The sequence below is a fragment of the Mucilaginibacter pineti genome (assembly GCF_900101875.1).
GTDB classification, from domain to species: Bacteria; Bacteroidota; Bacteroidia; order Sphingobacteriales; family Sphingobacteriaceae; genus Mucilaginibacter; species Mucilaginibacter pineti.
Genome location: NZ_FNAI01000009.1, coordinates 229,306 through 241,881 on the forward strand (window position 1 = coordinate 229,306; position 12,576 = coordinate 241,881).

Here is a 12,576-nt window from a genome sequence, read left to right on the forward strand (position 1 = left end):
AATCTGCAGCTATCTGCACATTTGGAATCTGAAATCTGAAGTTATTTGCACATCTGCATATATTTTACGCATATTAGCTTTTACTTCACGCTATATCAATTTTATGATAAAAAAATTACTCTTCGTTTTAGTGGCTATTGCTTCTGTTTCGGCAGCGTTTGCACAAAAAATAAAATCGCCCGATGAGTTTTTGGGCTATAAGCTGGGCGATCAGTTTACGCCCCATTACCGCATTGTAGATTATTTTAAATATGTAGCCCAGGCATCAAAAAATGTAAAGCTGCAGCAGTTTGGCAGTACCAATGAAGGCCGCCCTTTGTTGGCTATGTTTATTGCATCCGACGAAAACATTGGCAGGTTAGAGGGGATCCGTCATAATAACCTGCGCCTTGCAGGTATTGAAAGCGGCACCGCCATTGCCAATACGCCTGTAATAACCTGGCTTAGCTACAACGTGCACGGTAACGAACCGGCATCAAGCGAAGCCGCCATGTGGACACTGTATGACATGGTTGATCCATCGAACACAAAAACACAGGCCTGGCTTAAAAATACGGTTGTAGTTATTGATCCTTGCTTAAACCCCGATGGGCGCGACCGCTATGTTCATTTCTATAATTCTGTACGCGGCGTTTTGCCCGATCCTAACCCAACCGCGCGCGAGCATGTTGAACCTTGGCCGGGCGGTCGTGTAAATCACTACTATTTTGATTTAAACCGTGACTGGGCATGGCAGCAGCAAAAAGAAACACAGGCACGTGTTGCCCTGTTTAATCAATGGCTGCCCGAAGTGCATGTAGATTATCATGAGCAAGGTTACAACGCACCTTATTACTTTGCCCCTGCCGCCGAACCTTACCATAAAGACATTACCCAATGGCAGCGCGATTTTCAGGTTACCATCGGTAAAAATAACGCCAAATACTTCGACCAGAACGGCTGGATGTATTTCACCAAACAAGAGTTTGACCTGCTGTATCCATCTTATGGCGATACCTATCCGTTATATAATGGCTCAATAGGGATGACCTATGAGCAGGGCGGCATTAGCGCAGGCCTGGCAGTTATTACACGCAGCGGCGATACCCTTACCTTTGCCGAGCGTATAGCTCACCATCATTCTACCGGTTTAAGTACCATTGAAACGGCATCGGTAAACGCGCAGAAGTTATTGGATGAGTTTAAAAAATTCTTTGATAACAGCCGCACCAACCCTCCCGGCGATTATAAAACCTACATCATTAAAAACGATAACAACAATAACATAAATACCCTGGCCACCATGCTTAGCCGCAATGGTATTCAATATGGTTTTGGCCTGGGCAATAAGTCGGTTACCGGTTATGATTACTTTACCGGTAAAACCGAGCAGTATAACGTTGGCCCTAATGACCTGGTGGTAAACGCTTATCAGCCTAAAGCTGTACTCTTACATGTATTGCTGGAGCCGCGCACTTTTATTGCCGACTCAAACACGTATGATATTACCGCATGGGCGCTTCCTTATGCTTTTGGTCTTAAAGCTTATGGTGTAAAGGAGTCATTTAAACCGGCAAGCCCCACCTGGGGTGTACTTAAGGCGCAGCAATTGGTTAATACCCATGCTTATGCTTACGTTGCGTCATGGCAATCTGTTGGTGATGTTAAGTTCCTGGCTGCATTGCTGAAAAAGAAAATTAAAGTACGTTACTCCGAAAAGCCTTTTGAGGCCGGCGGTAAGCAGTTTCGGGCGGGATCATTGCTCATCGCGCGGGCAAGTAATGATCGTGCCGATTTTGACCAGGTAATTACCCAAACAGCTGCTGAACTTAATGAGGAATTAACGCCGCTTTCATCGGGCTTTGTTGATAAGGGGAACGATTTGGGGTCTGACGCGATACGGTACATTCGTCAGCCGCGCGTTATGCTAATGGCAGGCGACGATGTAAACTCCGAAGCTATGGGCGAAGTTTGGCACCTGTTTGAAGCACAGCTGGGCTATCCTGTTACCCTGGTTAAATATGATAATTTAAGCCGCACGCGGCTTGGCGATTATGATGTGATCATTTGCCCGGATGGGCGTTATGAGGATTTTCCTTCGGATAAGCTGCAAGGCTGGATTCGTGATGGTGGAAAGCTGATAGCTATGGAGAATGCAGTATCATTGCTGGCTGGCAAAAGCGGCTTCGGCATAAAAAAGAAGGATGATAAAAAAGACGACAAGGACGCTAAGGATAAAGACAAGCCAACAGTAAAAATATATGCAGATCGCGATAGGGATGCCATCCGCTCCATGATACCGGGTGCTATATTTAAGCTTAACCTGGATAATACACATCCGCTTGGTTTCGGTTTACCAAACTATTATTACTCACTTAAACTAAGCGATGATATTTATGAACTGCTTGGCGAAGACGGCTGGAATGTAGGCACTGTTAAAAAAGACAGCTATACATCGGGCTTTGCGGGTGCAGTATCAAAACAAAAAATTAATAATGGCTTATTACTGGGCGTACAGTCAATGGGCCGCGGCTCGGTAGTGTATATGGTTGATGATCCGCTGTTCCGCAGTTTCTGGGAAAACGGAAAGCTGCTGTTCTGCAATGCCGTATTTATGGTGGGGCAGTAGGGCTTCGGATGTGCAGATTTCAAATTACAGATTACAGATGTGCAGATTTCAAATTATAGATTTCAATTATTAATAAATGAAAAACGGCCCCAAAAGGGCCGTTTTTATATGAAAGCTATGTGGCTTCAATCTGCACATCTGTAATTTGAAATCTGCACATCTATAATCTGCACATTAATTGCTTCCCTTCACCCTGCCTTTTTCATCGTCGGCACCGCTGCGGTGTTCACGGGCTTTAATTTTATTGTTACCAAAGTTGTAGGTGAATGTTAAACGGAGTACCCGGGTATCGTTACGTTGTTTAATGGTAAAGTTGTTGTTAATAACATGACTGCTCAGGTCATTACGGCGGATGTTAAAGATATCGTCGCAGGCAAGTTTAACATTGGCTTTTTTATCCAAAAATGAATGGCTTACACCCATGTCAACAGAATATCTTGGTCTTATTTTATAAATGCCGTATGTTAATGGTGATTGATAGTCGCCCATTACCTCAAATCTGTAGGTTCCAAATTTAAATGTTTGGGTTGCCTTGGCCTGTGCGGCAACCTGGCCGTCGTTAAAATTAAAGCCGGCAAGCGAGTCTGATTTAAAGCCCATATAAAAGCCGGTTACGTTTACATTGCCTGTCCACCATTTGGTAATGGTGTATGGCGCGTTTATGTTAACGTTGTAATTGTTTTGTGTTTGCAGGTTTGCATTGGTTTGAAATGTTTTTTGACCCTGCGATAAAATAAGCTCGGTTATGGCATTGGTAGTGCGGCTGTAGCCCAGGCTTACGTTTATAGTTTTATTATAGGTATAGTTAAATTCGAAGTTTTGGGTGTATTGCGGGTTAAGGAACGCGTTACCTTTGCTAAAGGTATACGGATCAAGGTAATAAATAAAGGGGTTCAAGTCGTCGTATCCCGGACGATCTATACGGCGGCTGTATGACAGGCTGATCTCGTTTTTATCATTTAACGTTTGGTTAACAAATACACTTGGGAAAAAGTTAAGATAGCTGCGTTTCACAGGGGTGCTGCCCATAAGCTCGCCGTTTGATTCGGTTTGCTCGGCCCTTAAACCCAACTGTACCGATGTTTTTTTGAATTGCTTGTTAAGATTAATGTAACCGGCCTTAATTTTTTCACTGTAGATAAAACGGTTGGAGCGGGTGGTGTCATTAACATAATTGCTGCCGTCAAAGATCTGGGCGCGCAGGTCATTATCTGTTTTAACACTGCTGAATTTTGCTCCTGCTTCCAGTTTTATTGTTTTTGTAAGTGGTTTGGCGTAATCAACCTTGCCAGAGTATATGGTAATGTTTGATGGTGTTTGGTTTCTTAATAACTGAGGAGCGTGCTGTACGCTACCATCGGGCAAAAAGTAATCGGTATTATATTGAGAGTTGCTGTTGTTTTTAAACTTTGAGTAATCAAGATCGAAACTCAATTCCTGGCCACTGGTGTCAATTTTAAGCCTGTCGTTTAAGTTAAGGGCAAAGTTTTTGTATGATTGATGAAATTCAGACCCGGTACGTAATGATGAATCGGCAACACCAAATTGTTTACCTATAACGGTAGATGTGCTGTTGATATCATTCTCAGAATTTGAATAGCCGCTTACTACAAAACCAATGGTATGTTTTGCTGTAAGATCATAATCGGCACCTAACCGGTAGTTATTGTAATGGTAGGCACTTGGCATATTCGACATTTGGTTAAAATAGGTTTTGTTACCAACGCTATCTGTAACTATACGGTTAATACCCAGGTCATGCCCGCGTTTGTTATCGCCCCGGCTTAATGATCCAAACAGGTTAAGGTTACCTTCTTTATGGTTAATGTTTAAGCTGCTGTTATCTCTCCAGTACTTGCTTTTAGCACCGCCAACAGTGATACTGCCGTTTGTGCCATTTTGGGTGTTCTTTTTAAGTTTTATGTTGATGATGCCCGAATTACCCGCAGCGTCATATTTTGCAGATGGATTGGTAATTATTTCAATTGATTTAATGGTATTGCCATCTGTTGATTTTAGCAAGGTAGCCAGTTGCGCTGCAGATAGATAGGTAAGCTTATCATTTATCATTACGGTAACGCCCTGTTTGCCTTTAAGGCTTATGTTGTCGTCCTTATCAACGGTAACGCCGGGGGCTTTAGCTAATATTTCCATAGCGGTATTGCCGGCTGCAAGTACACTGTTTTCAACGTTCATAACGGTGCGGTCAATTTTGCGTTCAATAAGCGGTTTGCTGGCGGTAATGTTAACCTGGGTTAAGGCAGTACTTGCGGTACGCATGCTTAATGCAGGTGCAGCTACTGTGGCAGCGCTTTCTTCTACATTAAAAGGCTTGCTCACGGCTTTCTCGTAACCTATTACGGTAGCTTTGATTAGGTATTTGCCGGCGGGTATGCGGTCAAAAATGTAAACACCGTTGTCGTTACTCAGCGCGCCTTTAACAATTGTTGAATCTGCAGCACGCAGTAGGCTTACGCTGGCGTAGTCCATTGGTTTTCCCTGGTCGTTTAATAGCGAGCCGGATACTTTTGCGGTACCAGGTTTCGCGGTTTGAGCAAACGATACACCCCAGCTGATGGCTACAAGCAGGCATGTAAAGGTTATATTGATGATAGTTTTCATGTGAGTTTTTTTAAAAATTGGGCAATAAAAAGCCGTTAAGGGAAATGCTCCCTTTTAAAAATTCAGTAAATAAGTTTTTTAGTTGTCTGGGCTGTTAGCCTATGGTGTTTTTAGTATTGGTTGTTATATAAGCGTATTTTTCATAGTGTTTCGATTTATAATTCAAAGGTGCTGATAGAATAGTTTTTAGCGTAATGCTTTTAGGCGAAGACAGCTAAACTTCCGGTAAACGGCCGGAAATTACCGACGAACGCGCACGCCCCTTTTTTAATAATTTGAAAACTCTTTTATCTTTAAGCTCCGATTTATAGTTGTGTTGATTTTATATTAAGATGCAAAAACGCGGCAGAAGGTTACAGGCAATGTAAATTTTTTTAATGCCGGAAGATATTTTTAACTACCGCGTTAATAAGTATAACACCGGCAGCGGGCACATGAGCGGGGATGGTTTGCGCTGTTAATAAAGGAGTTGGCTTGCGCGATGAGGGGTGGGTTTTAAGGGGCAGCAGGTAACAAACAGGAATAATAAGCCCGCTGAATAACAGCAGGCTTATATATTTTATGAGGGTTTTCATGTAGGTAATGCGTGAGGTTTTTACTGAGCATCAACTTTAGCGGTATCAACCGCTTCTTTTTCTTTCAGTTTTTGCTGTTTTATGCTGTCGCGCCTAAGGCTGTCAAGGGTAGCCATCGGTACAGGCGGAATTTTGCACTCCAACCCATCGGCAGTCATCACAAATACCGAACCTTTGGGGTTAACCGGGTTGTTGTTTTGACCGCATTCATTAAGACCAAAATTTATGTTACGATCAAGCTTGCCGTCAATTACGAGGGTTGAGTTTAATGGAACTTTTATGGTGATGTGCAGTTCCTGACCATGCCATAAGGAGCCGGCAAGGCGCTCCAGGTGACGATCAAACTTCAGCACCGAATCTTTTTGTAAAAAGCGATAGCTGATGTTGCGGGCATTAATTAAAGCATCCTCATCGGTACGGCCACGGGCCGAGAATGATTCGATAAGTACAGGTTGCTGCACATCGCTTTTCTCTACATCAATGGTTACCCTATCCTGCGATCCAAAGTCATCGCCATTGTAATCATCATCTAAAATTATCATTCCGCTAAAACGTTCTTTGATCCTTAGGCGGGTACTGTCTTCGTTGCTCAGGTATTTAGAGTCGTTTAGTTCCAGGTAATAGGTGTTATTTGGTGTTGCCTTAATGTTGATGGTTTTGCTGATGCGCGCGCCTTCTTTAAAGTTGGCAGTTGCCCTCACCGCGTAATAAGTTACCGCACCCATTGCAGCCAGCCATACGCATAATAAGGTGGTGCCAATTGTACGGTTAAACGTAGCATTTTTAAACAAAAAGCCAATAACAAGCAGTATAACAGATAACAGCGGTATGGCCAGTAGTAAAAAACCGCCAAACAAAAATGCCAGGTTGGTATCGTGGTTAACAATATTGAAAGGGAAAATATGAAAGATATCTGTTTTTCCAAGGGCCAAAAATGCCACCAGGAAAACAATAAGAGTTATGGCGAGGCCAAAACAACCCAGTAAAATAGCACCGGCAATAAGTTTGCCCAATAAGCTACCTGCTCCCCTTATAAATGTACCAAGGTGTTCAAAAAAGTCGCCAATAAAATCGCGGGCCTGGTAAACAAAGGGGCGCGTTTCTTTGTGAAAGTTGGAGAGGTGTTCTTTAACCGAGCTCAACTCATCTTCAAAATTCTTTTTAAAGCCTTTTAAATCCTGCTTTTCGCCCTTCATGGCCATACGATCGGCACGGCTAACAGCTTTGGGAACTACTATCCACAATATGATATATAGTATAAACCCGGCGCCTGCACCCATCAGCGATATGGCGAAAGCAAGCCTTACCCAAACGGTTTGGATATCAAAGTATCCGGCAATGCCAGAGCAAACACCTGCCACCAAATGATCATCCGGGTCGCGGAAAAGCCTGCGGCGTTCTGTGTTATAAGTAAAGCTGGGGTTGCCTGCGGTTTTGGTGTCGTTTTCGGCAAATTCAAAATCTTCCACGGTACCCATTTGCTCAACAACCAGCTTCACGTCCTGCTCAACAATAACCTGCTTGTTTTGGTCGGCCAGTATTTCGTTAAACATTTCGGCAATGCGGTTTTCAATGTCGGTTGTTATTTCCAAACTATCGGCCGAGGTAGAAAAATGACGTTTTACGTCGGTCATGTAAAGTTTAAGTACGTCGTAAGCATCCTCTTCTATGTGAAATACGATGCCGTTTATGTTTATTATGATGGTTTTGTTCATGATGTGTTAAAATTTTTAGGTTTTTTTATTTTCTGTCGCCAATGGCAGTTTGCACGGCATATACCAATTCCTGCCAGGTTTTATCCAGCTGTTCCAGCACTTTTCTACCCTCGTCTGAGAGTACATAATACTTTCTCGGAGGGCCCGAAAGCGACTCGACCCAGTTGTAAGTGAGCAGGCCATTATTTTTTAAACGGGTTAACAACGGGTATAGAGTACCCTCAACTACAAGCAGTTGGGCTTTCTTAAGTTCAGCAATTATGTCTGATGCATATGTTTCGCCCTTAGCTATGATGGAAAGAATGCAGTACTCCAGTATGCCCTTCCTCATTTGGGTTTGTGTGTTTTCAACGATCATAATACAAAGATATATGTTTTAGATTGTATTATGCAATACATAGTACTAGAATTATTATAATTAGCCTTAAAAGTTATTTTTTTTAAAAAAAAACTATCTTTTTTTAGAAATAACTTGACTTTTTAATAATGTAACATTACTTTTATGATTAATTAACTATTAACTGATCTTATTTATTTAACAAATGAAAAAACTTCTACTAGCAAGTTTGTGCTTTCTGTTGTTATGCGTAACGCAGGTTTTCGCCCAAAATCGAACAATTACCGGGACTGTTATATCAAAAAGCGATGGTTTGCCATTGCCTGGGGTAACGGTAAAAGTAACAGGAACTACAATTGGTACTCAAACCAATACATCGGGTAAGTATTCCTTAAGTGTGCCGGCATCGGCTAAAACATTGACTTTCACATTTATTGGCTTTGCTGATTATCAGGCTACAATTGGTAGTGGTGATGTTGACGCTTCGTTGGTTGCAAGCTCAAGCCAACTAAACGAAGTTGTTGTTGTTGGCTATGGTAGCGGACGTAAAGCAAGTGACGTAGTTGGTACAGTATCATCTGTAAGCGGAAAAGATATTGAAAACAGGCCGAGTCCTAACGCTTTCGATGCGTTACAAGGTAAGGTTGCTGGTTTAAATATTTTATCATCTTCTGGTGAGCCTTCGTCAACTCCATCACTGTCATTGAACGGTTTGAGCTCTTTAGGAGCTAGTTCAACCCCTCTGGTTGTTTTGGATGGTATACCTGTTGATCCATCAACTGTGTTGACATTAAATCCTAATGATATTGAGAGCTTTAACGTGTTAAAGGACGCTGCCTCAACTTCTATTTATGGTTCACGTGCATCAAATGGTGTAATTTACGTTACCACGAAAAAAGGATCGCTTAATAGAGCGGCAAGAATTACTTTAACAAGTCAGTATGGTGTATCAAAATTAGCCAACACCGATTTCTTTGAAAATTTCATGAACGCGGCTGAATTTAAGGCTTTTCAGGTTAGCAGCGGGCAATTAACTCAAACGCAGCTTAATAATACCCTAAATGCTCTTGAAGTTAAAAATGCAGATACTAAATGGTATAAAGTTTATTATAAAGATAATACCCCACAGTATATGGAAAACATATCTATATCTGGCGGTGGTGGTAAAACTTCTTACTATGTTTCTGGCGGTTATACTAAAAATGAAGGTATTGCTTACCGTTCTGCTTATAAAAGATATACTCTGCGTTCAAATATCAATTCTGTTGTAACTGATTGGATGCAATTTGGTTTGAATTTAGGTCTGGCTTATGATGACAGGCAAACTAATCCATCAGGATCAAACAGTACTAACCTTGGTTTGGCTCAGTTGGCTGCTCCTTATTACTCGCCAAATGATCCTACAGGTCAGCAGTATAAATTTATTCCGGGATGGGGACGCTATCATCCAGCTTATAGGGCCAGCGTATTTACAGATGCCAATAACAACGCGCAATTTAATCCAACCGCATATTTACAACTTAACCCAATTAAAGGGTTAACCTTGAAAACACAAGGTGGCATGGATGCGTATGATTACAGGGAAACCCCTACTCAATTACCATCTTATCTTGGTTCAGTGGGTAACGGAAACATAGCAGAGTATTTTACAAGAGGCGTATCAAAAACCTTCACAAATACAGCCGAATATAAATTTAGTGTTCAAACAGAGCACCATTTTACTGCTTTAGCAGGTCAGGAATATACAGATGGTTCAACCAACGTTTTTGGTGCTTCGAGTGCCGGCTTATCTGATGATCGTATAGTCTTACTTGGTTCAGGTCCAAACAATAAGAATGTAACTTCTACTAATCCACAAGGTTTAGGTAATGAGGATTATGCTTACAACTCCTTATTTGGAAGGGTTGACTATGACTATAAGGAGAGATATTTTGTAGAAGGATCTGTACGTACAGATAAATCTTCAAGGTTTGGTATAAACCACCGTTCCGCAACATTTTGGTCGGCAGGTGGTAGCTGGAAAGCTAAACAAGAAAATTTCCTTAAAGATGTATCATGGTTAGATGACCTTACCGTAAGAGCCAGTACAGGTACAACAGGTAACTCATCAATTGGTAACTATCAAAGCCTTGCAACTGTAAGCACTATTGCAAATGGCGATGCATCTGGTTTCAACATTTCTGCAGCAGGTAACCCAGATCTTACATGGGAAAAACAAAGGCTTACTACATTTGGTATTACCACGTCATTTTTTGACAGAATTAGATTAGAAGCATCTTATTACATTCGTACAACAACCGATATGTTGGTTGATGTTCCTTTTCCATATACTTCTGGTTTTTCGTTGGTTACATCTAACGTAGGAGCATTACAAAATCATGGCTTTGATATAGAGCTAAATTTTGATGCCTGGAAAGATAAAACTCATAATGGTTACATTACCCCTTTTATAGTTGCAAATATTAACCACAACAAGGTTACAAGCTTATTCCTTGATAAAGATTATTATGTTGTGCCTAATACTGGTGTTGCATGGATAGTTGGTAAACCGGTTTCATTGGTTTATCCTTTATATAAGGGTGTAAACTCCCAAACAGGTGCACCAGAGTGGTATTTACCAGATCCAACAAACCCAACCAAAACACGAAAAGATCCTAATGCAGTAACAAGCGAATTCACCGACGATTTGCAGCAAAATACCGGGATTAGCCAATACCCTTGGTTAACTGGTAGCTTTGGTTTAGATGGTGGTTATGCAGGTTTTTATGTGCATACCTTGTTTAACTTTGCTTTAGGTAAGCACCTTATCAACAACGATAAGTACTTTTATGAAAACCCTAACATTTTTCCAGGCTTTAACCAAACTAAACGTGTAACTAACTACTGGAAAAAAGCAGGTGATAACGCTTTATTCCCGGATATTGAAAATTACCAGTTTACCCAGTTTGACTCTAACTTAATTGAAAATGCTTCATTCATGAGAATGAAGGAACTCACAATTGGTTATGCATTCCCTAAGGCATTACTGGAGCGTACTAAAGTTTTAAAAGGTGTTAAACTGTTTTTAACAGGCCGTAATTTATTTACCGTTACAAAATACACAGGACCAGATCCTGAGGTTGATTCAAACTTAGCGTTAGGTAATTACCCTAACACCAAACAGTATACTTTTGGTGCTGAAGTAACTTTCTAACATTACCTTTTATAAAATATTGACAAAATGAAAAAAATTAATTTATATATAACCACGGGATTAATGAGCTTTGTTGCCATTACATCTTGTAAAAAAATTGACAAATTACAGCCTCATGATTCTATTACTGTAGGTGAAGCTTTTAAAACCGTAAAGGATGCCGCCGCATGGGATGTTGGTACTTATGCTATTTTCAGAAATAATCAATACGGAGAGTTTATGGTTGGGACCGACGTACAAGGTGATCAACTGAATGCCAGTTTGGATTATGGAAACAGGAATGGTAGCGAGCACAGATGGGGACAGTTTTTCTTATCAAGTGACGGCCTATTAAGTGATATTTGGGGTTCTTATTATTCTGCAATTGCAAATATTAATACAGCTATTGAGGGTTTTAAAACCATTAAACCAGCAGATGCAACTGAAACCGCTTCATTAAACAAATATACAGGCGATGCCTACTTTGCAAGGGCTTTTTACTATCATAACCTTATACTAAGGTTTGCAAAGCCTTATGAGCCATCAACAGCTGCTACTGACTTGGGGGTACCTTTGGTTATCGCTTATAACTTACAGGAAAAGCCAAAAAGGGCAACGGTTAAAGCGGTTTACGATCAGATATTATCTGACTTAAATACCGCTAAAGGATTATTAGCAAGTGTAAAAGGTACGCAAGGTGCACAAGCATTTAATGTTGACGTAGTTACAGCCTTGGAGGCAAGGGTGAGATTAAATATGCATGATTGGGCTGGAGCTTATACCGCAGCAAATACGCTGGTTAATTCAAGCACTTATCAACTGATAACTGACGTGGATCAATTTAAAGATTACTGGACCAATGATGGTGTTAAGGAATCTATTTTTCAGAGCTACGTTAGCACCACTCAGTTACCAAATGCAAATACTATTTATTTAGGGTTTAATTCTGGAAATAGTAAATACGATCCGGATTTTATACCATCGCAATGGGTGTATGATACTTTTGCAAAAACGGATATCCGTAAAGCGACTTATTTTGATCTTAAAGCCTGTAATATTCAGGGTGTAGATTACAGTTTGGTTTTAGTGAACAAATACCCTGGTAATCCTGCATTGTTTACTTCTAACGTATCTAATTACGAAAATGCGCCTAAAGTATTCCGTGTTGCAGAACAATATCTGATAGCTGCCGAGGCTGCTGACAACAACTCCAATTCTTCTGGTGCTCTCACTGCGTTAAACGCTTTACGGGGTGCCCGCGGTTTAGTTCAGATATCTGCGTCTGGAGCTGCTTTAACAGATTCAATACGTGTTGAAAGATTCCGTGAACTCGCTTTTGAAGGTTTCCGTTTAAATGATTTAAAACGTTGGCATCTTGGATTCCAAAGACGTGATCCGCAGAACGTAGATGCTATTCAAACAGCAGGTAATTACTATGATAAATTAAAAATTAATGCTGATGACAATAAGTTTGTTTGGGGCATTCCTCTTAATGATATCACAGCTAACCTTAATATAAAGGATCAGCAAAACCCTGGTTGGTAATA

At 40.9% G+C, this 12,576-nt stretch carries 7 protein-coding genes; 3 read left to right on the forward strand and 4 right to left on the reverse strand.

Annotated features, from left to right (window positions below):
* Window positions 1–103 precede the first annotated feature (103 nt).
* Window positions 104–2,608, forward strand: coding sequence for a M14 metallopeptidase family protein (locus BLS59_RS19380; protein WP_091151640.1), 2,505 nt, complete (start codon window positions 104–106; stop codon window positions 2,606–2,608).
* Window positions 2,609–2,782: 174 nt separating this feature from the next.
* Here BLS59_RS19380 and BLS59_RS19385 read toward each other — a convergent pair whose 3' ends face one another.
* The 4 genes from BLS59_RS19385 to BLS59_RS19400 form a co-directional block, all read right to left on the reverse strand.
* Window positions 2,783–5,230: an outer membrane beta-barrel family protein gene (locus BLS59_RS19385; protein ID WP_091151642.1), complete on the reverse strand. Its 2,448-nt coding sequence runs from the start codon at window positions 5,228–5,230 to the stop codon at window positions 2,783–2,785.
* A gap of 374 nt (window positions 5,231–5,604) precedes the next feature.
* Window positions 5,605–5,805: a hypothetical protein gene (locus tag BLS59_RS19390; RefSeq protein WP_091151644.1), complete on the reverse strand. Its 201-nt coding sequence runs from the start codon at window positions 5,803–5,805 to the stop codon at window positions 5,605–5,607.
* A 20-nt stretch (window positions 5,806–5,825) separates the two neighbouring features.
* Window positions 5,826–7,520 (reverse strand): PspC domain-containing protein, encoded by a 1,695-nt coding sequence (locus tag BLS59_RS19395; protein WP_091151646.1) that lies wholly within the window; start codon window positions 7,518–7,520, stop codon window positions 5,826–5,828.
* Window positions 7,521–7,545: 25 nt separating this feature from the next.
* The gene (locus BLS59_RS19400; RefSeq protein WP_091151648.1) at window positions 7,546–7,878 is read right to left on the reverse strand and encodes a PadR family transcriptional regulator; all 333 of its coding nucleotides are present in this window, start codon (window positions 7,876–7,878) and stop codon (window positions 7,546–7,548) included.
* 184 nt (window positions 7,879–8,062) lie between these two features.
* Here BLS59_RS19400 and BLS59_RS19405 point away from each other — a divergent pair, with 184 nt between their 5' ends.
* Both BLS59_RS19405 and BLS59_RS19410 read left to right on the forward strand, forming a co-directional pair.
* Window positions 8,063–11,050 carry a SusC/RagA family TonB-linked outer membrane protein gene (locus tag BLS59_RS19405; protein ID WP_091151650.1) on the forward strand — a complete coding sequence of 996 codons (2,988 nt, stop codon included), beginning with the start codon at window positions 8,063–8,065 and terminating at the stop codon, window positions 11,048–11,050.
* Between the two features lie 27 nt (window positions 11,051–11,077).
* Window positions 11,078–12,574, forward strand: a complete 1,497-nt coding sequence (locus tag BLS59_RS19410) for a RagB/SusD family nutrient uptake outer membrane protein (protein ID WP_091151652.1) — start codon at window positions 11,078–11,080, stop codon at window positions 12,572–12,574.
* The last annotated feature ends 2 nt before the right edge of the window (window positions 12,575–12,576 follow it).

Excerpts from the sequence above, each read along its gene's own strand:
- BLS59_RS19405 (WP_091151650.1), top strand. The coding sequence starts at position 8,063 with ATGAAAAAACTTCTACTAGCAAGTTTGTGCTTTCTGTTGTTATGCGTA.
- BLS59_RS19400 (WP_091151648.1), bottom strand. The coding sequence starts at position 7,878 with ATGATCGTTGAAAACACACAAACCCAAATGAGGAAGGGCATACTGGAG.
- BLS59_RS19385 (WP_091151642.1), bottom strand. The coding sequence starts at position 5,230 with ATGAAAACTATCATCAATATAACCTTTACATGCCTGCTTGTAGCCATC.
- BLS59_RS19380 (WP_091151640.1), top strand. The coding sequence starts at position 104 with ATGATAAAAAAATTACTCTTCGTTTTAGTGGCTATTGCTTCTGTTTCG.
- BLS59_RS19395 (WP_091151646.1), bottom strand. The coding sequence starts at position 7,520 with ATGAACAAAACCATCATAATAAACATAAACGGCATCGTATTTCACATA.
- BLS59_RS19410 (WP_091151652.1), top strand. The coding sequence starts at position 11,078 with ATGAAAAAAATTAATTTATATATAACCACGGGATTAATGAGCTTTGTT.
- BLS59_RS19390 (WP_091151644.1), bottom strand. The coding sequence starts at position 5,805 with ATGAAAACCCTCATAAAATATATAAGCCTGCTGTTATTCAGCGGGCTT.